General features: G+C 42.9%; 24 protein-coding genes. 12 read left to right on the top strand and 12 right to left on the bottom strand.

Annotated features, from left to right (window positions below):
• Window positions 1-286 precede the first annotated feature (286 nt).
• The 4 genes from EC846_RS09850 to EC846_RS09835 all read left to right on the top strand — a co-directional run bounded on the left by EC846_RS09850 (window position 287) and on the right by EC846_RS09835 (window position 4851).
• The gene (locus EC846_RS09850) at window positions 287-796 is read left to right on the top strand and encodes a rhodanese-like domain-containing protein (protein WP_004771240.1); all 510 of its coding nucleotides are present in this window, start codon (window positions 287-289) and stop codon (window positions 794-796) included.
• A 55-nt stretch (window positions 797-851) separates the two neighbouring features.
• The gene (epsC, locus tag EC846_RS09845) at window positions 852-1790 is read left to right on the top strand and encodes a serine O-acetyltransferase EpsC (protein WP_123775062.1); all 939 of its coding nucleotides are present in this window, start codon (window positions 852-854) and stop codon (window positions 1788-1790) included.
• A gap of 201 nt (window positions 1791-1991) precedes the next feature.
• A complete protein-coding gene (locus EC846_RS09840) occupies window positions 1992-2924 on the top strand; it encodes a family 2A encapsulin nanocompartment shell protein (RefSeq protein ID WP_005256665.1) in 933 nt (310 codons plus the stop codon).
• Window positions 2899-4851, top strand: a complete 1953-nt coding sequence (locus EC846_RS09835) for a family 2A encapsulin nanocompartment cargo protein cysteine desulfurase (protein WP_123775061.1) — start codon at window positions 2899-2901, stop codon at window positions 4849-4851. The genes EC846_RS09840 and EC846_RS09835 overlap by 26 nt, the downstream gene beginning before the upstream one ends.
• A 44-nt stretch (window positions 4852-4895) precedes the next feature.
• Here the strand turns inward: EC846_RS09835 and EC846_RS09830 are convergent, their stop codons facing one another.
• A complete protein-coding gene (locus tag EC846_RS09830; protein ID WP_123775060.1) occupies window positions 4896-5537 on the bottom strand; it encodes a LysE family translocator in 642 nt (213 codons plus the stop codon).
• 93 nt (window positions 5538-5630) lie between these two features.
• Between EC846_RS09830 and EC846_RS09825 the strand changes: the two genes are divergently transcribed.
• From EC846_RS09825 to chrA, 7 genes are all read left to right on the top strand, one after another.
• Entirely contained in the window at window positions 5631-6575 is a 945-nt protein-coding gene (locus EC846_RS09825; RefSeq protein ID WP_123775059.1) for a LysR family transcriptional regulator, read from the top strand.
• A gap of 255 nt (window positions 6576-6830) precedes the next feature.
• Window positions 6831-7574 carry a GntR family transcriptional regulator gene (locus EC846_RS09820; RefSeq protein WP_123775058.1) on the top strand — a complete coding sequence of 248 codons (744 nt, stop codon included), beginning with the start codon at window positions 6831-6833 and terminating at the stop codon, window positions 7572-7574.
• A gap of 53 nt (window positions 7575-7627) precedes the next feature.
• Window positions 7628-9367 carry a fumarate reductase/succinate dehydrogenase flavoprotein subunit gene (locus EC846_RS09815; protein ID WP_123775057.1) on the top strand — a complete coding sequence of 580 codons (1740 nt, stop codon included), beginning with the start codon at window positions 7628-7630 and terminating at the stop codon, window positions 9365-9367.
• Window positions 9368-9377: 10 nt separating this feature from the next.
• Window positions 9378-9623, top strand: a complete 246-nt coding sequence (locus tag EC846_RS09810; RefSeq protein WP_123775056.1) for a 4Fe-4S dicluster domain-containing protein — start codon at window positions 9378-9380, stop codon at window positions 9621-9623.
• A 58-nt stretch (window positions 9624-9681) separates the two neighbouring features.
• Window positions 9682-10674 (top strand): HEAT repeat domain-containing protein, encoded by a 993-nt coding sequence (locus EC846_RS09805; protein ID WP_123775055.1) that lies wholly within the window; start codon window positions 9682-9684, stop codon window positions 10672-10674.
• A complete protein-coding gene (locus EC846_RS09800) occupies window positions 10664-10948 on the top strand; it encodes a DUF971 domain-containing protein (RefSeq protein ID WP_123775054.1) in 285 nt (94 codons plus the stop codon). The genes EC846_RS09805 and EC846_RS09800 overlap by 11 nt, the downstream gene beginning before the upstream one ends.
• Window positions 10949-11091: 143 nt before the next feature.
• Complete coding sequence (chrA, locus tag EC846_RS09795; protein ID WP_123775053.1) at window positions 11092-12435, top strand: chromate efflux transporter; 1344 nt, start codon at window positions 11092-11094, stop codon at window positions 12433-12435.
• Window positions 12436-12476: 41 nt separating this feature from the next.
• On the opposite strand, the gene dmeF is transcribed toward chrA, so the two are convergent.
• Window positions 12477-13418: a CDF family Co(II)/Ni(II) efflux transporter DmeF gene (gene dmeF, locus EC846_RS09790; protein ID WP_123775052.1), complete on the bottom strand. Its 942-nt coding sequence runs from the start codon at window positions 13416-13418 to the stop codon at window positions 12477-12479.
• Between the two features lie 57 nt (window positions 13419-13475).
• Here dmeF and EC846_RS09785 point away from each other — a divergent pair, with 57 nt between their 5' ends.
• Window positions 13476-13742, top strand: a complete 267-nt coding sequence (locus EC846_RS09785; RefSeq protein WP_123775051.1) for a metal/formaldehyde-sensitive transcriptional repressor — start codon at window positions 13476-13478, stop codon at window positions 13740-13742.
• Here EC846_RS09785 and EC846_RS09780 read toward each other — a convergent pair.
• From EC846_RS09780 to tssF, 10 genes are all read right to left on the bottom strand, one after another.
• Entirely contained in the window at window positions 13737-14354 is a 618-nt protein-coding gene (locus tag EC846_RS09780; protein ID WP_123775050.1) for an ATP-binding cassette domain-containing protein, read from the bottom strand. The two genes, EC846_RS09785 and EC846_RS09780, sit on opposite strands and share 6 nt — an antisense overlap.
• Window positions 14351-15046, bottom strand: coding sequence for a molybdate ABC transporter permease subunit (gene modB / locus EC846_RS09775; protein ID WP_032810506.1), 696 nt, complete (start codon window positions 15044-15046; stop codon window positions 14351-14353). Before modB ends, EC846_RS09780 begins: the two co-directional genes overlap by 4 nt.
• Before the next feature lie 4 nt (window positions 15047-15050).
• Complete coding sequence (gene modA, locus EC846_RS09770) at window positions 15051-15821, bottom strand: molybdate ABC transporter substrate-binding protein (RefSeq protein ID WP_123775049.1); 771 nt, start codon at window positions 15819-15821, stop codon at window positions 15051-15053.
• A gap of 316 nt (window positions 15822-16137) precedes the next feature.
• Window positions 16138-16401, bottom strand: coding sequence for a PAAR domain-containing protein (locus tag EC846_RS09765; RefSeq protein WP_069577465.1), 264 nt, complete (start codon window positions 16399-16401; stop codon window positions 16138-16140).
• A gap of 33 nt (window positions 16402-16434) precedes the next feature.
• A complete protein-coding gene (locus EC846_RS09760; protein ID WP_069577467.1) occupies window positions 16435-17202 on the bottom strand; it encodes an OmpA family protein in 768 nt (255 codons plus the stop codon).
• A 2-nt stretch (window positions 17203-17204) separates the two neighbouring features.
• On the bottom strand, window positions 17205-18164 hold the full coding sequence (tagF, locus tag EC846_RS09755) for a type VI secretion system-associated protein TagF (RefSeq protein WP_005256630.1): 960 nt from the start codon (window positions 18162-18164) through the stop codon (window positions 17205-17207).
• Between the two features lie 37 nt (window positions 18165-18201).
• Entirely contained in the window at window positions 18202-22011 is a 3810-nt protein-coding gene (gene tssM / locus EC846_RS09750) for a type VI secretion system membrane subunit TssM (RefSeq protein WP_123775048.1), read from the bottom strand.
• Window positions 22012-22039: 28 nt separating this feature from the next.
• Window positions 22040-23464 carry a hypothetical protein gene (locus tag EC846_RS09745; RefSeq protein WP_123775047.1) on the bottom strand — a complete coding sequence of 475 codons (1425 nt, stop codon included), beginning with the start codon at window positions 23462-23464 and terminating at the stop codon, window positions 22040-22042.
• Window positions 23464-24459, bottom strand: coding sequence for a type VI secretion system baseplate subunit TssG (gene tssG, locus EC846_RS09740; protein ID WP_123775046.1), 996 nt, complete (start codon window positions 24457-24459; stop codon window positions 23464-23466). Before tssG ends, EC846_RS09745 begins: the two co-directional genes overlap by 1 nt.
• On the bottom strand, window positions 24423-26231 hold the full coding sequence (gene tssF / locus EC846_RS09735; protein WP_047432189.1) for a type VI secretion system baseplate subunit TssF: 1809 nt from the start codon (window positions 26229-26231) through the stop codon (window positions 24423-24425). The genes tssG and tssF overlap by 37 nt, the downstream gene beginning before the upstream one ends.
• Window positions 26232-26239: the final 8 nt, after the last annotated feature.

Below are 26239 nucleotides of genomic sequence, written 5' to 3'. Positions count from 1 at the left end.
TCATATTTTTAATGCTATTTCATTTTATTTTCTCATGACATCTTGCTGATAGTTAAACGGGTCTTTAATTGAAAAGTAAAATATTTATTTTTAATAAACTCAGCATTAAAACTCATAACAATAACTTTAACTCAATTAAGCAATAAAAATCATATTAATAATCCGTATAAAAAACTGATTATTGATCAAAAGTAGATATATAAATAAATTTTGATTATTTTCCTGAATATAAAAACATGCCTAAGATAAAAACATCATCCCGCTGATGAATATAAAGGTTATAAAAATGAATGCTCAATTTGATTCTACTCAAACAGTAGAATCTTCCGCCAGTTCTCACGGTTTTTCGACAGATCCACAAGACATCTTGCAGCGTGCACAACAATATGCGGAAGAAAATGAACTCGATTTTACAGGGAGTATTCCCCCTGCTGAAGCATGGTTTCTGGTTCAAAACGGCCATGCTGTTTTAGTCGATGTACGCACGGCCGAAGAGCGTAAGTTCGTCGGTTATGTTCCTGAAAGTCTTCATGTCGCATGGGCAACAGGCACGTCATTTAATCGTAATCCCCGCTTTGTCAAAGAACTCGATAGCAAAGTCGGAAAAGACCAAACCATCTTGTTGCTCTGCCGTAGTGGGAAACGCTCCGCTTTGGCTGCAACCGCCGCGTTTAGCGCTGGTTTTGCTCAGGTTTATAACGTACTGGAAGGCTTTGAAGGCGATTTAAATGATCAGCAGCAACGTAATCAAAGTAATGGCTGGCGTATCCATCAGCTTCCTTGGTTACAAGATTAAGATGGCTGTTTAAACACGTATTGATGATTTGTAAGACTTATTTTAAGGAATTCTCGTGAGCCAATGGAAAATAAAGCCCGTCATCGAGGGCTTACAGCAAGCACGCCATGAATGGCGCGAACGCCAGCACAGGATTAAAGAATTCGGTGGCCGCGAGCTTCCCTCCAAGGAGGCACTTAAATCTATTCTTGATGACTTATGTGGCATCCTGTTTCCAATGCGACTGGGGCCAAGCGATCTGCGTCAGGAAACCGAAGATTACTATATTGCTTATACTCTTGATCGTGTCCTGAATGAACTGTTTGTACAAGTCAAACTGGCCTTAAATTATGAAGCTAAAAGTCGGGTCAAACAGATTCCCGTTTCCAGCAATGACAGACTGCTCTATGAACAACAAGTGGTTTTGGCACAAACCATCGTACAGGACTTTGCCAATAGGCTACCTACTATTCGTCGCTTACTGGATGCGGATGTCTGTGCGGCCTATGAAGGTGATCCTGCAGCGCATAGCGTCGACGAGGTACTACTCTGTTACCCAGGAATCTTGGCGATTATTCATCACCGCGTAGCCCATCAGCTCTATCCCAGCGTACCGTTACTGTCCCGAATTATTTCTGAACTGGCACATTCGGCAACTGGAATTGATATCCACCCAGGAGCACAAATTGGCCAAGGTTTCTTTATCGATCATGGTACAGGTGTGGTGATCGGAGAGACTTCCGTGATTGGTGAATATGTTCGTATTTATCAGGCCGTCACACTCGGAGCAAAACGCTTTGAACTGAATGATGATGGTGCTTTAAAGAAAGATTATGCCCGTCATCCCATTGTTGAGGATCATGTCGTGATTTATGCAGGTGCAACAATTTTGGGTCGAATCACCATCGGCAAAGGTTCAATTATTGGCGGGAATGTATGGCTTACCCATAACGTTGCAGCAGGCAGCCAGATTCTACAGTCACCAAGTGAGTCTTTACAGAATATTAATGTCTAATTAAATGAAATAAATAAGTGAAATGATTTTGAAAATATAAAGCACGATAAAATTTTATATTGATATTTTAACTGGATAAAAATAACCAATTATTTCCCAATTAAAATATGCATTCAAAAAACCCTTTTGTTTCATTCAATAAATGCGTCATTAAAAATTAATTATTTTTTAACAAAGCCAAAACAACAGGAAAAATGATTCATGGCAAAAACCACAGACAAAGTCCAACTTGCGCTTGGGGATCATGCTGCCAGACAGCTTGCAAATGCCACCAAGACCGTTCCACAACTTTCAACCATTACACCGCGTTGGCTCACGCATTTATTGCAATGGATTCCTGTCGAAGCAGGCATTTATCGCGTTAACCGTGTCAATAATACAGATGATATTCAAGTGGCTTGTACACAACGTGATGAAGCGACTTTGCCACAAACCTTTGTGGATTATGATCCGCAACCCCGTGAATATTTCTTGAATGGAGTTTCAACCGTTTTAGATATTCATACCCGTGTTGCAGATCTGTATAGCAGTCCGCATGACCAGATTAAAGAACAATTACGCTTAACTATTGAAACCATTAAAGAACGTCAGGAAAGCGAATTGATCAATAATCCTGAATACGGTCTATTGGCAAGTGTCGCAGATGAACAACGGATCTCCACATTAAATGGGCCACCAACACCCGATGACTTTGATGATTTACTCCGTAAAGTCTGGAAAGAACCGGGCTTCTTCCTCGCTCATCCAGATGCAATTGGTGCCTTCGGTCGTGAATGTACCCGTCGAGGAGTTCCACCACCAACCGTCAGTTTATTTGGTTCGCAATTCATTACATGGCGCGGTGTTCCCCTGATTCCATCGAATAAGATTCCTGTGGAAGATGGTAAAACCAAAATCTTGTTATTGCGTGTAGGTGAAAAACGCCAAGGTGTGGTGGGCTTATTCCAGCCGGGCTTGGCTGGTGAGCAATCTCCTGGCCTATCCGTACGCTTCATGGGCATCAACCGCAATGCGATTGCGTCTTATCTGATCTCTCTGTACTGCTCATTGGCGGTATTGACCGAGGATGCCTTGGCTGTGCTCGAAGATGTGGAGGTGGACAAATATCATGACTACCCAGTTAACTACAAGTAATTTAAACAGTCGTCCATCAGAGTCTGAAGTGGATGGTGTTCACCCACCGTCCAACTTCCCAGATGAAGCAACACTTTCACGGCTTGCCTCTGAATTTTTTGCTGCCCGACCAAGTGCTGGTAATGGACATTCTTCTGGTTTGAATCTGGACTTGCCTAATGTCGGTACGCCGCCCCATCAACCCCAGCCCGCTGAACCTTTAGCGGCGCTGAGTGGTCGTGCGCCCAATATTGCTTATGAAAAAAGTTTAAATCCTGAATACCCTGAGCATATTCCGAACTATCCAGACTACCCCGAACGCCGTGCGATCGCCTCTGCGCCAGTCGTGGGCGGAGCCAATTTACCACGTCCGCCCATTGAACCTAATTTTCCACAGGCGGTTCATAATGCGCCGAATGTACCTGTAGTTGAATCATCTCGTCCTTCAAGCAGTGAAACTTCACCCTTTTATTTTTTAAATGATTTTTCAGCACCGAGTTCATCAAGTTCTGAATTTGATGCTGCCAATTTTGCCGCAGCGCAATCTTTTCAATTACCTCATGGTGATGCACTGAAAAGCTTATTGCAGCAAGATACTCAAAATTCAACTCAAGCAAAAAATAACGCCTCTTCAGGCTTTTACTTCTTGGATCTGCCACAACCCAATGCGGGTTATGGAAATTATCAACCTTCACAACCACAGTTTGTCGCCAATGCTGCTCAGCCCTTGGATATTCAAGCGATCCGTCGTGACTTTCCCATTCTACAAGAACGCGTCAATGGTCGTCCTTTGGTCTGGTTTGATAATGCAGCAACCACGCAGAAACCACAGAGCGTGATTGATCGGATTGCCTATTTTTATCAGCACGAAAATTCCAATATTCATCGCGCTGCACATGAACTAGCAGCACGTGCAACCGATGCCTATGAACATGCGCGCAATGTAGTGGCACGTTTTATTGGGGCAAAATCATCAAAAGAAATCATTTTTGTTCGGGGTACCACCGAAGGCATTAACCTGATTGCCAAGACATGGGGTGAACAGAATATTGGTGAGGGTGATGAGATTATTGTGTCGCATCTTGAACATCACGCCAACATCGTCCCGTGGTTCCAGCTCACTAAAAAAGTAGGTGCCAAGCTCCGTGTCATTCCAGTGGATGATACCGGTCAAATCCTTTTGGAAGAACTACCCAAACTGATTAATGAGCGCACCAAATTGATTTCGATTACCCAAGTGTCTAACGCCTTAGGTACGGTCACACCTGTGGCTGAAGTGATCAAAATCGCGCATAGCAAAGGTGTCCGCGTCTTGGTCGATGGTGCCCAATCTGTTTCGCATATGCCAACCGATGTCCAAGCGATTGATACTGACTTCTTTGTATTTTCAGGACATAAAGTCTTTGGGCCAACAGGTATTGGAGCGGTATATGCCAAGCCTGAAATCCTGGAGACTATGCCTGTGTGGGAAGGCGGTGGTAATATGATTCAGGATGTGAGTTTTGAACAAGTAGTTTACCAACCCGCCCCCAATAAGTTTGAAGCAGGTACAGGTAATATTGCCGATGCTGTGGGTCTCGGTGCAGCACTGGAATATGTGGAACGCCTAGGCATTCATAATATTGCCCGTTATGAACATGACTTGCTGGAATATGGTCAGCATGCATTGAGTACAGTTGCAGGCTTAAGACCCATTGGTACGGCCCGAAACAAGGCCAGTGTGATGTCCTTTACCCTTGCAGGTTATTCGACAGAGCAAGTGGGTAAAGCACTGAATCAGCATGGCATTGCAGTGCGTTCTGGACATCATTGTGCTCAGCCAATCTTGCGTCGTTTTGGAGTAGAACAGACCGTACGTCCCTCTTTGGCGTTTTATAACACCACTGAAGAAATTGATTTGCTAGTGTCAGTCTTGCATCAATTGACCAGAAACAAACGCAGGGCTTAACCACTCTCCAATAAAAAGACTGCCTTAGTGCAGTCTTTTTATATTCAGGAAAATGCAACGCTCCAGATTAATCGTATTGCAACGACCCCAAGAATAACTCCCATCACGCGTTCAAAATACACCCCAAACTCTAAAAAGCGTTTCCGTACAATCGGTTGTGAAAACATGATACTGACCAAGATAAACCATAGCGCATTGACTAAACACATCCAGATGCCATAACCAATTTGAACCTTCAACGGTGTCGCGGGATTCACAATGGTGGTAAAAATCGCCAGAAAGAAAACGGTCGCTTTCGGATTTAACGCATTGGTTAAGAAACCCATGTTAAAGGCTTGGATTAAGCTCGGTTTACCCATCACCTCACCTGCCAAAATATCCAGATTGGCATTTGGTTGACTACGTAAACATTGCCAGCCCAAGTAAATCAAATAAGCAGCACCTGCCACGCGTAGTAACGACATTAACCAGACACTTTGCTGAATCAAAACCCCAACGCCGACCAAGGTGTAAAACACATGTACCGAGATGCCGACACCAATACCAATCGCGGTGATACAGCCAATTAAATAGCCATATCGAACACTCTGTCTTACTGTAATAATAAAATCAGGTCCCGGTAAAACAACTGCCATAAAATGGATCAATGCCAAGGCCAGAAACTCATGTCCATACAACTGCCACATTTCATTTATCTCCACATCATGACTACAGGAAAAGATTGTATTGCGATTTTTAAAGCGCGATAATCCAATCAAAATCCAAATAACTTTTGCATCATGAGCACAAATCAAAGTCTGGTTCTGTTAAATGAAATGGCAACCTTTGTCAAAGTTGTCGAAACGGAAAGCTTTTCTGAAACGGCGCGTCAGCTCGGTTCCACCCCTTCTGCGGTCAGTCGTGCCATTGCCCGTTTAGAGCGTGCTCTGGGCACACGCTTATTGCATCGCACCACACGGAAACTACGCTTGAGTGAAAGTGGTCAGCAGGTCTATGAGCGCTGTGTGGATCTGGTCAATGCAGCACAAGCGGTCATGGAAAGTTCAGGACAATTTCATATCGAACCACAAGGCGTGATTCGGATCAGTGTGCCCAAGGCGGTTGGACATTTTATGCTGCATCCTCACTTGCCTGAGTTCTTGGCCTTATATCCAAAAATTGATATTCAGTTGCTATTGGAAGACCGTTATATTGACTTGATTGATGACGGTGTAGATCTGGCAATTCGTATTACCGAACAACCGTCCGGTGGATTGATGGGACGTAAATTGATTGATATTGATCATTTGATTTGTGCTACACCTGAATATTTGCAGAAAAATGGCATCCCACAGCATCCACACGATTTAAAGCAGCATCAATGTATCTATTTGGGCGAACAACCCAATGATTCGAAATGGAAATTCCAGCAGGAACAGAAATCCATTACCGTTGCGGTGCGTGGTCGTTATGCTGCCAATCATACAGGCGTGCGCCTCAGTGCCGCTTTACAACATTTAGGCATTGCCAGTTTGCCGTACTTCGTGGCACGCCATGCTTTGGAACAAGGCACACTGGTTCAGGTCTTACCTGATTGGCATTTTAAAACCCACTATAGCGGTGGCGCATGGTTACTCTATCCACCTACCCGCCATGTTCCGCCTAAACTGAGTGTTTTCATTCAATATCTAGCTGAAAAATTAGCCGCTGAACCCGTCCTTTTTCAGCAAAACAATCCAAATTAAAACGATCACTTTCATTTATAAATTAAGCAAAAATAGCAAATAAACCAGCAGCCCATAAAACAACAATAATTTTATTTTTTAATTACTTAACCATAATATCTAGAGATATATAAAACAATAAAAAGCATCTTTATTTCTCATTTGACCAATCAGGTAATGCACAAAAACAGATATTTTTTGCTGCATAAGTTATTTTTCTTCATTTCACATAATCGCTAATCTAACAACCAAGTTGTTATAACAAGTTTAAGTTCAATGAACCAAGCGATTGTAAATAAAGTGAACGGCGAACGCCCATTGTATGATCAAGTCTATCAGGCCCTGCTCCAGCAGATTGTCGATGGAACTTACCAGATTCATCAGCAGTTACCGTCGGAAAAAGAACTGAGCGAATTATTTAATGTCAGTCGTATCACCATTCGTCAGGCACTCAATCAACTTCAGCTCGAACACTTGATTTACAAAATTCAAGGCAAAGGCACTTTCGTTAGCGCGCCGAAAACCTTTCAGAATATTTCCGAGTTGCAAGGCTTTGCCGAAGCTATGACCGATCTGGGACACGAAGTCTTTAACGTAGTCAAAGAATTTCGCTTTATTCCAGCCACACCGCACATTGCCTCGAAATTAAAAGTTTCTGTCAACAGCACGGTGGTGGAGATTAAACGGATTCGTTTACTCAATCGTAAGCCCGTTTCATTTGAACTGACTTATTTACCCGAAGCGATTGGAACAGCTTTGCAACAGATCAATCTCTCCACTCGCGATGTGTTTTTAGCGATTGAAGAGGATTTATCGATTGCCTTAGGACATGCCGATTTAAACATTGATGCCACGCTTGCTGATGAAGAACTCAGTGAACTTTTGCAAGTCGATCTCCATGCACCGCTATTAAGAGTGGAGCGACTGACTCACGATCATGCAGGACATCCTATTGATTTCGAATATCTCTATTTTTCAGGAGAGCGCTTCCAATACCGTTTAAGAGTAGATCGAAAGTGAAATACCTAAGCACCATTACTTTGTGAATTAAAACGCACTCAAAAAGGCACAACATGAATACGATTACACTGGACTATGACATTGTCGTCATCGGTGGGGGGACGGCTGGCCCAATGGCAGCCATTAAAGCCAAAACAGCCAACCCCAACCTGAGAGTTTTATTGATTGAGAAAGCCAATGTGAAACGCAGCGGCGCAATCTCAATGGGCATGGATGGCTTGAATAATGCCGTGATTCCGGGCTACGCCACGCCTGAGCAATACACCAAGGAAATTACCATTGCCAATGATGGCATCGTCAATCAGGCCACGGTTTATGCCTATGCCAAGCATAGTTTCACCACCATTCAACAACTGGATCAATGGGGCGTGAAATTTGAAAAAGATGAAACGGGTGAATATGCAGTCAAAAAAGTTCATCACATGGGCGCTTATGTGCTGCCAATGCCTGAAGGTCATGACATTAAAAAAGTGTTGTATCGCCAGCTAAAACGCGCTCAGGTCAAAATTAATAACCGTATCGTCACCACTCGCCTGCTCAAAAATGCAGAAGGCGCCATCAACGGCGTACTGGGTTTTGACTGTCGCAATGGTGATTTCTATGTAATCAAAACCAAGGCTGCGATTTTATGTTGTGGAGCCGCTGGACGTTTGGGCTTGCCAGCATCTGGCTATCTCATGGGAACTTATGAAAATCCAACCAATGCGGGTGATGGTTATGCCATGGCTTACCATGCTGGGGCGGAACTTTCCAATCTGGAATGTTTCCAGATCAACCCACTGATTAAAGATTATAACGGCCCTGCCTGCGCCTATGTAACGGGACCTTTGGGTGGTTATACCGCCAATAGCAAAGGTGAACGCTTTATCGAATGTGACTACTGGTCAGGCCAAATGATGTGGGAGTTCTATCAGGAACTACAAAGTGGCAATGGCCCCGTGTTCCTGAAAATGGATCATCTGGCGGAAGAAACTATTCAAACCATTGAAGAGATTCTACATACCAATGAACGTCCAAGTCGTGGCCGTTTCCATGAAGGGCGTGGCACAGATTACCGTCAGGATATGGTGGAAATGCAGATTTCAGAAATTGGCTTCTGTAGTGGTCACAGCGCATCTGGGGTGTGGGTCAATGAAAAAGCGGAAACCTCTGTTAAAGGTTTATATAGTGCAGGCGATATGGCAGCTGTTCCACATAACTACATGCTCGGTGCCTTTACCTATGGTTGGTTTGCTGGGGTGAATGCCGCTGAATATGTCGCAGAACAGACAGATTCAGAACTAAATGCCGATGAAATTGAAGCCGAAAAAGCCCGTATTTTTGCCCCATTACACCGTCCTGAAGGATTGTCATCGGAACAGGTGGAATACAAGTTACGCCGTATGGTGAATGACTATTTACAGCCACCGAAAACCCGACAAAAAATTGAGATTGCGTTAAAACGCTTCGAAGAAATTAAAACTGATATTGGGCAAATCAATGCCAGCCATCCACATGAATTGATGCGTGCTGCCGAAGTTGCCGTGATTCGCGACTGTGCCGAAATGGCAGCACGTGCTTCGCTATTCCGCGAAGAAAGCCGTTGGGGGCTATATCACTATCGCGCAGATTGCCCAGAAAAAAATGATCAGGACTGGTTCTGTCATGCGCATCTGAAAAAAGATCAGCACGGCGCTATGGTCAGCTTTAAAAAAGCGGTTGAGCCCTACCTGATTCCAATTGATGAAGATGAGGCTAATTCATACAACCTGTTGCGGATTAATAAAAAATTAGTGGCTGAAATAGTCGAATAAGGAACATCACATGGCTTTTATTTTTAAAGAAATTGCCCACCGCACTGCTGCACCTGTGTTGGTGGATGAAGACAAATGTATTGCGGATAAAGGCTGTACCGTCTGTGTGGATGTTTGCCCGATGGACTTATTGGCGATTCATCCAGACAGCAACAAAGCCTATATGCAGTTTGATGAATGTTGGTATTGCATGCCATGCGAGAAGGACTGCCCGACCGATGCCATTCAGGTCAACATTCCATATTTACTTAAATAAGGGGGAACAGCATGAGATTTAATAACTTGGCAAATAGTCTGATTTGGGGAGAATAAAGATGAGCCTAAATTATCCAAGCCTTGCAGATCTTGATGAAGATTATGCGGATTATCTCTTTCAACTGAATCGGGACGATGAAAATATCCGCTTTGTCGCACTGATGAATATTGCAGATGAAGAACAAACGGCATTATTACCTTGGTTACAGCATGCGGTTTTACATGACCCCGCCAGTAAAGTACGTGAATTGGCAGCCACCCGTTTAGAAGGTTGGGAAGATGCAATCTCTTTACATACGTTGGCTCAAGCGCTGAGTGATCAACATGAAAATGTACGTACCGCAGCAGCGCAAAGTCTTAGTGAAATCAAACATGCTGAATCTGCGCATCATCTGGCTACCTATTTGCAGCATTCTGATGACTTTGTGATTGCGTCTATCTTGAGAGCGCTTAAAGAGTTGCGCGCTGAATCGTTATTTGATGCCATTCTCAAATATGCTCAGCATGCCAACCCTTTAGTCCGTAAAGAAGCGGTCAGCACCTTGAGCTGGTTGCAGAAACAGGACGGCTTGGCAACACTGGCACAGATCGCACAGCATGATGTGGATATCGAAATTCGTCGTATTGCCACAGGTGCTTTAGCGGCTAGCCAAACGTTAACGCCCGAAATCTTATCTGCCTTACACCGTTCTCTGATCGCTGAGGCATGGCAACTCCGAGTTGAAGCCGCCTTGACCATCGGAAAATTAAAAGTGATTGAATTAGAACAACCACTTTTGCAACAACTCGACGATACTTATTGGCAAGTTCGCATTGCTGTGAGCCGTAGTTTGGGTTTACTCAAATCCAAAGCAGCGATTGCCAAACTTCAAGAAAATTTCCAGCATGACATCAGTAACTTACGCAAAGAAGTCGCGATTGCTTTAGGGGAAATAGGTGGGGAATCAGCTCAGCATATTTTATTACAGCATGCGGAAGATCCTGATCCCGAAGTTCGCAAATCAATTCGTATTGGATTGGCACTCATTCAGGAGAAATTCAATGCAGCTTGAACCGAGTCAACTTAAAGTAGATATCGAACAACAACGTCTGTTTCTCTCTTGGGAAGATGGTACAGCAAAGGATTTTAGCCATGCTCATCTCAGAGCCAGTTGCCCTTGTGGTTTTTGCCGAGCCAAGCGCCTACAGCAAAGAGAGATTGAATATCCAGATCATGTTGCCATTACAGCCATCTATTCCCAAGGGTATGGGATTCAAATTTGTTTTGATGATGGACACGATAAAGGGATTTTCCCTTGGGCTTTTTTAAAGGAATTGAGTAGCTGAGATCCATATTGAAAGTGAAGAAATCGATCTATAGATCGCGTGTTTTCATTATTTTGAATTATTAAGCCACTAAAATAGCTAAGCTCAATTGTAATCATCCTTTATCATACAAGGATAAAAATAAAAACACTTTGGAAATTCGCATGCCACCACCAGATGCTGTCCCCCCAATTCAATCAGTTCCTTTCTGGCAAGCTTTTCTGTTCTGGTTGAAATTAGGATTTATTAGCTTTGGTGGCCCTGCCGGTCAAATTGCAGTGATGCATCAGGAACTGGTGGAACAAAAACGCTGGATTTCTGAGAAAAGATTCTTGCATGCACTGAATTACTGCATGTTACTCCCCGGCCCCGAAGCACAACAACTCGCGACGTATATCGGCTGGCTCATGCATCGAACCACAGGCGGTTTGATTGCAGGAATTCTATTTGTACTGCCCTCTTTGTTCATCCTGATTGCACTGTCATGGATTTACGTACAATTTGGAGACGTGCCCATCATTGCAGGACTGTTTTATGGGATCAAACCTGCGGTTACTGCCATTGTATTTCATGCAACTTACCGCATAGGCAGCCGAACGCTCAAAAATTCATTTCTTTGGTTAATTGCAGCCTCGGCCTTTATTGCCATTTTTGTTTTTAATATTCCTTTTCCTTTGATCGTGTTTGCTGCCGCGCTTGCAGGCTACCTGCTGAGCAAGAAAAAACCAGATTTATTTACCCATCAAGCTGCGCATCAAAATAGCCAAAAAAACTATGGCACAGCACTGATTGATGATGATACGCCGACACCAGCACATGCCATTTTTCGCTGGTCAAACCTGATAAAAATCGTGGTCATCGCAGCCTTGCTCTGGCTGATTCCAATTACGCTTTTAACCCTAAGTCTCGGTTGGCAACATGGCTATACGCAAATGGCATGGTTCTTTACCAAAGCGGCTTTACTCACTTTTGGCGGTGCTTATGCGGTTCTGCCCTATGTCTATCAAGGTGCTGTCAATAATTATGGATGGCTCAGCCCGACCCAAATGATTGATGGTTTGGCACTCGGCGAAAGTACCCCGGGCCCACTGATTATGGTGGTGGCTTTCGTAGGCTTCTTGGGGGCTTATAATCATGCATTATTAGGTAATGATCAGCTATTTTTAGCAGGTGCAATAGGTGCCGTAATTGTCACCTGGTTTACTTTTTTATTTTCCTTTGTCTTTATTCTAGCGGGCGCGCCCATTATTGAATCGACCCATAATGAACTGAAATTTACTGCTCCGCTCACTGCAATTACGGCGGCCGTAGTTGGTGTTATTTTAAATCTGGCCTTGTTCTTTAGCTATCATGTGTTATGGCCAAAGGGTTTTCACCATCCTTTTAATTACGAAGCAGCCTTGATTACAGTAGGTGCGCTGATTGCCTTATTTAAATTTCAGCTCAATGTCCTGTATGTGATTTTTGCCTCAGCCTTTTGTGGCCTCATTTTATATATCGGTACTTAGTTCAATGCATCGAGTAAAGTTATCTACTCAATGCTTGCGGTTTAAATATGATGGATCTCGATAGAGGCATGCACGATTTCCTCATGAATCGCTAATCCAGCTTTAACCTGATCAGGAGTCAGATCAGCCAGTACGGTTTCCAATCCTAGAATACAAGAGAATTTCCCTTTACCGACCTTCCATACATGTAAATCCGTGATTTCGACCTGTGGAAACTGTGCAATAACTTCTTTAATTTCTTCGACAACGGGATGCCCCATTTCTGCATCCAGTAAAGTTTTTCCTGTTTCCTGCATCAATCCCCAAGACCATTTTGCAACCAGCAATGCCCCGACAATCCCGAGCAAAGCATCCAGAAAATTCCAGCCAAAATACTTAGCTGCAAATAAAGCAATAATTGCCAGAACTGACGTGACCGCATCAGCAACCACATGCAGGAATGCTGCTTTTTGGTTTAAATCATGATGGTCATGTCCATGATGATGCGCTTCATGATGGTGGCTATGCGAATGGTGATGGTCATCATCGTGACCGCTGTCATGTAATAACCATGCACAAATTAAGTTTACAACGAGACCCACTATTGCAATTGGAATCGCTTCATTAAAATGAATAGTCACCGGGTTAAATAAACGTTCTAGAGACTGTATGCCCATCAACAAGGCCACGACCATCAACAAAATGGCACTGCTATAGCCTGCCAGAATTTCAATTTTCCATGTGCCAAAACTAAAGCGCTGATCCTGTGCATAATGTCGCGCCATACGATAAGCAAAATAGGCCAGCCCCAGCGCCAGCATGTGTGAACTCATATGCCAGCCATCGGCAAGTAAAGCCATGGAATTAAAAAACCAGCCTCCCAGAATTTCCAGTACCATCATTATGGCGGTCAAAATCGTTGCGATTAAAATTCGTTTTTGTGCTAATGGATTTCCTTGATCAAACTGATGAGAATGACGTCGTTCTAGGTTAGTATGCTGCATTTATTCTAGGCTTCCAATATACTCTACCCCAGTATATATTTTTTAGGAAAAAAAAGTATGGCTCATCTGCATCATGATAAAAAAATTTTAAATCGGGTTAAACGGATTCAAGGACAGCTCAATGCCGTTGAAAGGTCACTTTCAAGTCCTGAAAGTTCCTGTATCGAAGTTTTGCAACAAGTCGCTGCGGTTAAAGGTGCCGTGAATGGCCTAATGAATCAACTGATTGAACAGCATTTAAAAGAGCATGTGCTTAAAGATGCTGATCACGTTAATGATGAGGAAGTCCAACAGTTTCTTGCATTATTGCAACGCTATTTATAAGTGCCAGATTTCATCGGTAAGTTGTTCGATTTCAGACCGATCATGACTGACATAGAGCATCGGTATTTTCACCTCCTCTTTCACACGTTGAAAAAAAGGAATGATCTCGGCTTTATGTGCACTATCCAGTGCGGAAAGCGGCTCATCTAGTAACAACAATTGTGGTGAATACAGCAAAGCTCGCCCTAAAGCCACTCGCTGTTTTTCCCCTCCTGACAGCTTAATTGGCATACGTTCAGTCAAATGTCCCAATTTGAGCAGCTCAATCATATAGTCCAGTTCAAACTGGCGTAACTGTGGTGCAATATGCTTAAAACCAAACAGTAAATTCTGTTTAACATTTTTATGTGGGAACAACTGTGCATCCTGAAAGACGAGCCCGACCCGACGCTGTTGCGTGCTGAGATTAACGCTCTGAACGTGATCAAACCACGTCTGATCCTGAACTCGAATCCAGCCAGAATGCGGCCGAATTAAACCTGCAATGCTATGTAAAATCGTAGTTTTTCCTGAACCAGAAGCTCCAAATAAGCCGATTACAGGCTGATCGGATTGAAAGCGTTGATCCAGACAAAATTGCCCTTGTTGCAGTTGGATATGACAATCAATCATGCTGAGTGACCCCGCTTATTTTTCTGATAACGGTTAAACCACTGGGCAAACCACAAGGCGAAGAACGCTACCGACAATGACAAAATAATCAATCGCCACAATGCTGCTTCAGTATCAGGTTGTTGCATCAGACTATACATTGCCAAAGGTAAAGTACGGGTTTCACCCGCAATATTCCCCACAAAAGTAATCGTTGCTCCAAACTCACCTAAACTTCGGCAAAAACATAAAATCCCGCCCACCAAAATCCCACTACTGGCCAACGGTAATGTCACCTGCATAAATGCGCCAAAGGAAGAAGCACCCAAAGTCTTCGCAGCCATTTCCAAGCGTTGATCGACCAGTTCAATTGCCAGTCGGATCGATTGCACCAACAATGGAAAACCCATCACCGCAGAGGCTAATACAGCGCCCTTCCAGTTAAAGGCAAACTCCAAACCAAGTGGCGCAAGATATTGTCCAAATAATCCTCGATTACCAAACAATTGCAGTAATAAATAACCCGGAACTACAGGCGGTAAAACCAAAGGTAAATACACCAGCGTCTCAAACAGTGATTTACCCCAAAATTCTTTACGCGCCAAAACCCAAGCGACCAGCGTTGCTGGAATAAGGCTAAACAGCAAACATGCTGCCGCTACTTTGCATGACAGCTTCAATACTTCGATTTCTTCAGGGCTCAAGATCATCATTCAGTTACTGCAATACACTAAAGCCATATTTTTTATATACTGCCTTTGCCTGCCCACTTTGTAGAAACTTGTAGAATTTGACTGAATCCGCATTTTTCTTGATCAGACCCACAGGATAGATAATCGGTGGATGGGTATTCTCAGGGAAGATTCCTGCAACTACGACATCTTTGCTGATCGCAGCATCTGTCGCATAAACGATTCCAACCTGACATTCACCACGTGCGACAAAGTTCAACGCAGCACGTACATCTTCGGTTTCAACCAGTCGTGGTTCAAGTTTCTCCCACCAGCCGAGTGAGCTTAAAGCCTGTTTTGCATATTTTCCCACAGGCACACTTTTGGTATCGCCTGTGCAGAGCTTGCCTTGAATGGCTTTGATTGGATCAACAGTTTTATCCATTTTTAATTTAATCGGACGATCTTTAGGTGTAATCACCACTAAACGATTGCCTAATAGATTGATACGGTCTGCTGGCGCAACCAACTGTTTATTCTGTAAATAATCCATCCATTGCACATCAGCTGACATAAATACATTTGCTGGCGCGCCTGCTTCAATCTGTTTGGCTAAGGTTGAGGAACCTGCATATGAGGTTTTGACTTCAGTTTTATTTTTTTGCTCATACAGGGTCTCAAGTTCATTCACTGCATTGGTCAAACTGGCCGCTGCGTAAACAGTGATGGTATTCCCCGCAAACGCATGCGTTTGGATGAATAAACTGATGGCTAAAACTGCACAGTATTGATAGGTCTTTTTCATCGTTATTGACATTATTCTGTCCTCAAATTTCGATATGTTTTCAAAAATATATCGCTTAATAAAGATACACTAAAAATAACAATTCGCTAGTCTTGTTCTTCTTATTCATTCATCTGTTTGTAACGTCATCAAGCATCGAACTTTATGTGTTGTGATCAGTATTTTTGGATGCAAAAACAAAAACGTCTATTCAAACATCAAATTAATGATGCTGAATAGACGTCGTCTATCTTGAGTAGATAACAGGAGTTGTTATCTTAGGAATGATGCCGAAAAAGATGCATAAGAATTATGAAACCATTGAAGCAACAGTCATGCTCAATCTGAGCTAAGCTCTAACCGCCAAACTCTGCTTCGGCAACAACTTGCAACCACATGATAAAGGATCATTCACGCGTGCTGCAGCTTTGCCCATCACCTGCATATTTGGGTCACCCGCCACAATCGTAGCAACCGTTTTATGCTTTGGACAGGTCGCCTTGTCACCAACACAGGCAATCGGAATACCCTCAATCAAAAAGCTACTGTTTCCACTAATGACTTGTCCACCGCCGGTGGTTGGACAACCAACAACAATATAGGGTGTTGCCATAATCACATCCCTCGCATGTAGGTATTTAAACGGTTAAAGCACTTCAAATTCAATTCGACGGTTTTTACGACGTCCATCTGCTGTTGCATTATCAGCAACGGGTTGGCTAGAACCCTTACCTTCTGTACTCAAACGGTCGGCAGCGATACTTTTACTGACCAGATAACTTTGTACCGCAGCAGCACGTTGCTGACTTAACACCGTATTTTTATTGGCATCACCAGAGCTATCGGTATGCCCAATAATTTTGACTTTCTTGCCGCCAACCTTATTTAAAGCCACGGCCATTTCATCGAGAATCTGTTGTCCTGCCGCGGTCAAGATTGCACTGCCTGATTCAAATTCAATAATTCGGTTTTTCAATGCATCATCGATAATTTTTTGCTCTGCCTGATTCACAGAAAGCTGTGCATTAAAACGATATGGCTGCTGCACTAAAGCCTGAAAATTATTGGTGGTCGGCTGAATATCATTAGGATCGGTCATTTTTCCCGTTAATTCAACTTGTGTTCCTCTCACACGCAATTGCCCCTGCTTGACCTTTTTCAAGTCAGGTGTAATCACACGCGTTACGGAATCACTCCATCCATTTGGCGCTGAAACTGGACGAACCTGTATTTTATCGACCACTTGATCTGCACCATAAACAGACTGCATCTTGACCAGAATTGCCTGTTTGCTGGCATCATTCGGCACCACACCTTCCACGACGATTGGAGCAGCATTGAGCACTGCACTTTGACCGAAGACGGTTAAACCAAAGACCAAACCAGCCCATAAAGATTTCGAATTATTTCTCATATTTATTCATCTAAAAAAGTTTGTCGAAATAGCTTTAAGCCTTGGTTAAGGCTCATCTGACGCTGACAAAGTGATTGTTCGAGTGTAGCTAGGCCAGCATTTTGCTCCAGATAAGCATCGATCCATTGCGCCTGAATCAATGAAACCCAGTGTTCACTCTGCATATTCTGGGTAAAGATATCACTCAATGCCATGATATCTGCGCCCTGAAAACCAATAAATAAAATCGGTTCCTCACGATGCAAGATGCCTATCAGGATTTCGGTGTTGTTAATTCCTAAGAATCGTCCAATCATGCCCACCCAGAAGGCAGCAATTTCATAGCAATACATATGATTATTGATCGGCAGGATTAACACCTTGTTTAAGCGACTGGTGCCATTCTTTAAAATCGGTTGCAGTAAAAGCCCCAGACCAATCATGCTTTGTGCAAGTTCATAGACATTGATTTTCATCAATTGCGCAAATGAGTGCATGGTATGATTTTCATAGAAACCATTACATTCGGTCGGCGTAAATAACTGAACCGTGTTTGGCAGATTATTCAGCTTTTCCAGCATGATGTTGGTATCACGGATACTGCGTAATACCCGATTACGCTGAAACAGATCAACCAATACCGACTTGTAATAATACGGCGCCAGCAAGAGATTCTGATACGGTTGTTCAACTTCCAGTAGCTGGCTTAACACCATCGGAAATGCTCGCCCTGAGCTGTCCTGACTGGCAATCAGGTTGGCGGCCAGAAACATCGGCTCAGCAGGATTGGCGATAAAGAAATCCAAGGCAGGCAAAGACTCATAACGTTGTTTGAAGTCAGGCGCGCGCATGGCATGTTCAAGTGCTTCTGTGATCCATTGATCAAGCACCTGAATCAACGCATATTGTCCTTTGGATTTTAGAAAGTCACCACGCGCGGGTGTCTTTCCGTAATACAAAGGTGTCGTCTTTACTTGTTGCATCCCAGCACCTCCTGATGTTCCGTGATTGTCCCTAACATTACGGTGTTACCCCCGGCTGAGCAGGTGCAGCTGGTTGTGGTTTAGGTGCAGCACCCGCAGGTGTTGCCTGCGCAGAAACCACACGTACCGCTTTCTCTGTCACCACTTTATCTACCAGTTGCAGGCCAGCATAACCACGGCTTGAGCCGATATTGCCTGAGCTATTACCACTAATCAGACGGAAGTTCACTTTTAAGGTTAACGATGGTTCAGCTTTGCTGGTCCATGTCATTTCAAAGCTACCATTTTGCTCTTTACGCTGTGCTGCATCGATCAAACGGTTAATACCATATTCACCTGGTTCTTCGAAAATGGTATGGGTCTTACCTTCAAGATCCACTGCCGTAATACGTGCACCAGGAATCGCACCCTGATTCGGCCATACGAAGTTCACCCATTGCTGAATGCCATTTTCAAACACCATACGCTGACCATCGATATCAATGGTATACGACAAGTACTGTGGATTCGGTAATGGATAGAACTGGAAGTTCGATTGATTTGACACAGGTGCAGCGGCTGGCTGATCCAGACTACCAGTCGCCATACCATTGATTGGTGCGACATATTGCTGGAATGCCATCACAAATTGCGGGTTCAGACTAATGCCCAAGTCTTTCCAGGTTTTAGAAGTCAACACATAGCCACGGCGAATCACAAATGGATCTAAGGCTTCTTTGACAAAGCGTGCAATGCTACCTGTTTCACCAAAGATCTGACCAATTTCATTACTGGTTGCCTGTAAAGTCACACTTGAGTTAAATGGATACTTCTGGCTCAAATTGGTTTTGAATGGTTGATACGCCTGAATGCCCCACAATTTGTTTAACTCATCTTGTGTCGGTGCAATCAAGCTGGCAAATGATTGTGTCAACGGTCCCATCAACAGCTTTTGCAATAACTGCTGATCGGTATCTTTAAGACCCACCATCATTTTCTCATCCACATATTTCTGAGTGATGTTGAAAACTGAGGTTTGGTCATTGATGGTTTGTTTCACCAAGGCCATCGCGCTTGGGCCAATCTCGCCTGCTGTTTTCAGATCATTGAACTTGCTGCGTACTTGCGCAAGATTATTCATGTATTCATCAAACAGAGATTTATCTTGTAAATCATCGCGCTTACGCACCAATTGATAGAACATCTGGTACTCTTGAGAAATCGCACCTTGTGCTCTATTCACCGCTTGAGCAGCAGCTCTATCATCCGAATTGTTCAATACTTTACGCTTGAACCAAGCCACAAAACCTTTTTCAGGTACAGCAAGCTCAGCCTGTACAATCGGATTATCCCAATTGGTCTCGATAGCGATACGCTGTAATAGCGTACGGATTGGTGAGTTTTGTGGTTCACCCAGGATATCAATGGTCTTGACTTGCTGGCTAAACTGATCGGCTTTAGCATAATAAATACCGCTCAGGAACTTCTTCCATTCTGTCACATATTCTTGCTTATACAATGCAACCAGTTGTTTGCGAATCTGCTCTGGGCTACCCGAGAAAGTTAAGTCATCAGATTGACGGCTATTCAACACCCAGTCTTTACTGTCTGTTGGTTTATTCGCAGCTTCATCAATCGCCTTTTCAACATATTCATCCCATGCTTTTTGTGTAAACACACCTGGTAATGCATAGCTGCCCAATACAATTGAACGGTTTTGCTCACCGACGATCTGTCCCACTGTCACCGCAGGGAAACGGACTGCTGCACGCATCTTGATTTCGTTATAAACACGATCACGTGCTGGCATACCACGAATGACTGACAACAGTACCTGACGTGTTTGATCAACCACTTGCGCATCTGTTTCAAGCACAGGGAAACCTTCCTGATTTGCCAATGTCATGGCATAAGAAAGAATTTTTTCCGCATCCTGAATCATTTCGCCACGCGGCATCTGACCACGGTTAGCATCTAGCCAAGAACGCCAGAAACGCGACACCTGATCACTTAAATGACTGCTATCCATATATTCTGGATTGCTCATCATTAAGTAGGCTTTTAATGCATTATAAGCATCTTGCGGATTACTGTCCGAAGGCTCCAGATATTGTTGAGTCTTGGCAACCTGTTTGATTTCCACATTAACGTGGTTGGCTTTCAGGGTTGCTTCATTATTTTTTACACGTTGCAAATACTGAGCAATATTTTGTTGGGTCGGCGTCAGAACAATCTGCTTGATCCCTTTTAAGTATTCTGCTTTTAAGCTCTCACGTAACTGATTGCCTTGGTACAAACCAAAGCTGAATTTGAGTGGACGATGATCGTTGAACTCATCCAGCTGTTGCAAGCGTTCCTGCAAGATCAGTAAAGCTTCAAGCTGGGTTGAAAGCTGTTGACCTGAGGCTTTTTCCAAATGCACCACTTTATCTAAATCAGCCTGCACATCTGCAATCAATTGCTGGTTATTGCGATATGACCATACCCACACGCCTAAGACCAGTGAAACGCCGACCAGCGCTGCAATAAATCCAATATAGCGCTGACGCTTTTTCGCAGGATTAATATGCTGTTTGACCAAGTCCTTATCTCGCAAAATAACATTGGAGAATAGACCTTGTAAGAAATAGCCGTGATTTGGTGCAAGAGATGGACTCACGCCATCCTCACCATTTGCCTGAATCTGCTGAAGCTGGAACTCTTGTGCAATATTTTCAGTCATTGGACTTTCAATAATGCCTTCCTGCAAAGCACTGGTGAAATAAAAACCACGGAACACAGGTTGGAACTGATACGGGTTATCTTCAAACAAAGTGCCGATAAAGCTTTTTAATGCAGGTTTTAAGGTTTTAAATTCCAGCGGGAATGTCATCACACTTGGAGAAATATTTTGCGAATGACGACGGCTTAAATGCGTGGTGCTGACGCTTTTGAGACCATCGTAAAGAATGCTGTAATGTTTTTCGAATAATTCGACGGCATTCTGAGATGAGTTTTGCTCATACGGCAGCGTTGCGCCCCAAGCCTGATTGTATTCCTGTGATTCATAACAATCGAAGAACTCGGTAAAACCTGCAATCAAGTCCATTTTAGAGAACACCAGATAAACCGGAACAACGACTTCAAGTCGCTCGGTTAAATCCTGAATACGGGCACGTAAATTCTTGGCTAGTTTCAATGAGTTTTCAGGACTTTGGCTGATCAATTCAGCAATACTGACAATCACGATCAGACCATTCACAGGTGCCTTAGAACGGTTCTTCTTCAAGATATTTAAGAAACCCAACCACTCAGAATGATCTTCCGAGTACACCGAATAACGGCCTGCGGTATCGAGCAAGATCCCTTCTGTTGAGAAGAACCAGTCACAGTTACGTGTACCGCTCAACCCAGCAGACACCATCTTTTGATGGGTTTCTTCAAATGGGAACTTTAATCCAGAATTATAAATTGCCGAACTCTTACCTGCGGCCGGGTTACCAATCACCATATACCAAGGCAATTCGTATAAAGCGGCATTGCCCTTTTTATCGCCCAGTTTAGATTTGCGAATCAACTGGATCGATTCTTTCATCTGCTGCTGGATTAGCTGTAGTTCGGCTTTATCTTTTTGTTGTCCGTACTCAGCCTTGCTGTCCTGCTCAATCGCATTGGCAAGTTCCTCACCTTGTTCCGCATGGCGTTTTCGCTGGATCAACCAGTAAATCCCATACACAATCAGGCCCAAAGCATAAGTCGCCGCCAGCGCCCAGAAGATATGACGCGGAATCGACGAATATGAAGAAATAAGCGCCACAAATAAGGACAAAGCAATGATTGCCTTAGGATTAGTGATGTACTGCCACAGATAACCTAAAATGGTATACATTGAGTTCTCAAATTCTTAATAAAGTTAATCAATCAGCAATTGCTACACTTTCCTGATCTGGTGAGATCTCTGGGAAAGTTTGAATAAATGCTTTTAAATTTTGTCCATAAACAAAGGCAACCTGTTGATCTGGAAGATGTGCCCCCAACATCAATCCAAAAACTTTTGCCACGTTCTGGGTATTCCCAGCAGCAGGTTTACAATATAAATAATGATGCTGCTCTACTGGGCTTTGTGCAAAAAACTGATCCAGCTTTTTGACCACCTTGATATCGGTGCCATCCTCGACCACCAGTACAAAAGGTTCTTCATCTTGGTATTGTGGTAAATCATGTATTTCTAGCTCTTTGAATATTTGGTCTAAATTATTTTGATGAGAGACCAGCTTTAACGTTTTTAAAGGCTGTTGCTGTAGCAGCTGTACATCTGGATGCGCCACACAACTACTACCGACAAATTCAGCAGGCGTATAGGCACTCATGCCCCATACCTTTTCATCCACGATTTCCTGATCAATTTCCGAGTCTGCAGTAATGATCAATGAAATTTCATTCGGCTGCTTTTGAATCCGTTCGATTAACTCGACCACATTCTGATCCGTCGATGCTGCACTGATAAAATGATATTCAATATGGAATTTTTGCGGAATGATGCCCAGACCATAGAAAATCGTCTGGATCATTTCATTACTACTTTGGTCATTCCAGGTATGAACAACATCTTCAGACAGCAAAATATGTAAATTTAGCTTATCTAAGCGGTAAACCTTCTCGATCTGAATCTCTTCACTTTGCTCTTCTCCCGAAAAACTCGGGTCAATCCATGCAGGATGCATACGATATTCATGCAAATTCTGGCTTTCATAAAACAGACTAGACCGCTTTAAATGGTCTGAAATAGAAACTAGAATATCACTGTGCTGTTCAATCTGATGCAGAATCAGCGCCATGATCCGCTGTTGCCGAATAGATAAAAACTGCGATTCATCCTCTTCATCCTGACTGACTTGCTGATCCAGCTCTTCAATACGATAGGATAAAATCGGTAATCCCTGAAAGCTCAATAAATGTGGATCGAGCTGTGGACTGGCAAATTCTTTAATCCCTGTCAGGATGGCATCATTTTCACCCAATGCACTATAAGCGGCAGCGGAATACAAATTAACATTCAACCACTTACTTTCTTGCGCGACAGGTGCTTGCTCATCCTCTGCTGTATTGTTATTTTGCTCAGCGGCCAAAGCTTGTTGCTTTTTCTCTTTATATTTTTGGTAGCCTTTATAAATCAACCAAGGCGAAAGCAACACAAATGTAATGACAATAGGCAGAATCAGGAAATAATTGATCAGATCGGCTGATTCAGGTAAATATTGCGTATCTCTCCAATAGAAGATCACAATCAGTGCAACCAGAATAAAACAGGTGATTAAAGTCGCGAGTATTTTCTTGATCATTATGCAGCTCCTAAAAGCGCATAACGCGTTTCACTGTTATGTTGTAACTGTACCGATGGCATTAAAAATGCACCCTGCCCCAAGCCCATTTCATGGGATGAATCCAGACAAATCGGACTGATTTCATTTTTATCAAGAATTAACCGCACATCAATAAAAAGTGTCGGACTACACCAAGTCTGAATCAGATCTTTTAATTTTTTATTTAGCGGCTGATTCGGTAAAAAAGCCAGATATTGTTCGCGGCTTAGTGGGCCAATTTGAATTTCAATTTTCCCGTCAATTTGCTCAACGGTATCCCCGCAGAAAGTATTAATGCCCAGTAAACTTGGATTACTACCGCCTAAAGTGGTTTTCTGTTCGTCGCCCAACTGGAATTTTTCTTTGATAAATTCCTGAATCTGCACTTGGGTATCAAAAACACGTCCTAGAATGGTTTTCAAGGCATGCGCAGTATTATTCTGTCCCTGCATCAAGCCAGAAAATTCAGCAAAATATTCATCCAAATCATGCTGTTCGTGCTGGGAACGAATATAACCATTTAAGGCATGTAAAATATCGAGATAATGATTTTTTTGTTCAATCTCATAGCGAACAGGGAGATTATAGGCAATGCTGGCATCGACATATTTTGTCGTGAGCTTATGGTTAAACAAGCCTAAAAATGCTTTAATTTCCTGACGTTGCTGACGCGAACTCTGCTTTAATTTATTGGTATAGGTATAAGGTAGTGCACCCTGTGTACCGGTGAGACCGACCACCAGATTGGTCAAATGAATACGTTCATCCTGATAGCTCAGTTCTTCAATTTCGGTCGCAGGGAAACTTAGGCTGAATGACGTTCCAAACTTAAAGTCATCGGACCAATCCTGCTGACGAGATGGCGCAGGTAAATGACGTAATAAACGCGTCGACTGAATAAACTCAAATGAGCCTGCTTTTTTAAAAATCTGGTCGACTACAGAAGAGTCTTGCCACCAACGTTCTGCACGCATTGGTATATCTCCTGCTGATTAAGACTGTCTTTCACGACCACATCGACAAAACTGTTAATCTGAACTTTCAGATTGAAAATATGGCTAAGCAATTGACTGAAAATATATAAACTATGGCCTCTAAATACGCTCTTGTTGACGGCAAGTTCGGCTTTAACCCCGCGAATAAACATCGGGAAAGGTTTAGAGTTCACCAGTTTATTGGTGGTTGAAAAGCTGAGCTGCTTGAGCGCATCAATGAGTAAAATATTTTCTTTTGAATGCGGTAAATTATATAAGGCCAACAGCTCTTTAACATGACTCAAGGCATCCCCTTTCATCAATGCTAAAGTATTGAGTGAAAGATGGGAAATAATACGCCACTGTTCATTTTTATTTTTGTCAAAATGGAAAGGCGATGTCGGACGCTTTAAAATCAATGCGCGTCGCGCCAGACTGCTGTCATTCAGATTCAGGATATTATTACTTTGGCTTAAAGCCTCATGCGGCAAATCACCGTTTGAGCAAAGTAAGCGAGTACTAATAAAATCTGATTTAATTTCATAAGGTTTCAAATGTTTTGAAACGATTGAATAGCCCATTTGTGTAGTTTTATTTTGTGCAGGCACGTAATTCAACGAATAAAAGAACTGTACTTTATCGTTTTGGTAATGGCTCATCGCAAAAAATGGCAATACAGGAAGATGAGTTTGTTCCTGATTGGTTTTCTCACGCACCATATTCATTTCAATCACAGAATAGACCTGATAAAGCTCAGGATGATGCGCATCGGTGATCAATGGATATTGTAATTGGGTATGGGAAATTTTCTGCGGCTCAGCCTGTTTTTCAAACAGATTGATGGCAGGTGTGGTAAATAACTTAAAGTTGGCGATATTCAGCTCAGAGTAATTCCGTACCACTGCCTGATCATTTAAATTCAGTTTGAGATGAATCAGGATTTCAAACTGATTTTGCTGGTTAAGCAGCCCTTTTAAGCGGCTTAAATCCAGATTCAGATAATTGAATTTTTCAGGGAAGCAAAAATATTCCATCAGTAAACGATAAGCATGATGGGTATGCTGATCAATCGGTAACAGGCTTTCCTGTTCGGTAAAACCCATCACCTCAAATGGATTACTGATTTCGACCACGCGCTGCCCAACACGTAGGGCGAAGCCAGTATCTTTGCGGAAAATACTGTCCAAAACCTGCAATGGAAAGTTCGAGATTGCATCCAGATAAATCGGCAATTTTTCATCCAGTATCCACTTTTGTGCATCATTAAAAATTTCAAATTTTAGGCTCAAAGTGGCATTCTGATTCAAATGCATGTGGGTACTGGGCGAGGTTTGAAACTCTAACTGTGTCAATGAAATCGGCAATAAGCGAACATCATTGGTGGTATTAAACTCACATTGAACCCCTTTAAAGCTACGCGATTTCAAAGCTGTTTTTTGCGGAATAATATGGGCAGCCGTAAGCTGTTTTAGTTTATTAATATCTTCAAAGCTAACAACCGTACACGCGGGGAAATGACGTAAATATTGAGGAAACATCACCTCAAACAAAGAATGGGTAAATACGTCGTAACTGTCTTCTAATTTTTTATCAATACGTGCAGCGATCAGGGAAAAAGCTTGAATTAACCGTTCAATATGCGGGTCATCAATCTGTTCCTGATTTAGGGAAAGTCGCTGCGCAATTTTTGGATACTTCTGCGCAAACTCTCTGGATTGTTGACCGAATTCTTGTAGTTGTTTTTCATAATACGGTAAAAGTTGCTCTATCACAGTTCGCT

Origin of the sequence: Acinetobacter sp. BIGb0102 (genome assembly GCF_003815055.1) — a bacterium.
In the GTDB taxonomy this organism is placed as follows: Bacteria; Pseudomonadota; Gammaproteobacteria; order Pseudomonadales; family Moraxellaceae; genus Acinetobacter; species Acinetobacter vivianii.
Note: the sequence above shows the minus strand (reverse complement) of the source record. Positions and strands in the feature narration are given on the sequence as shown.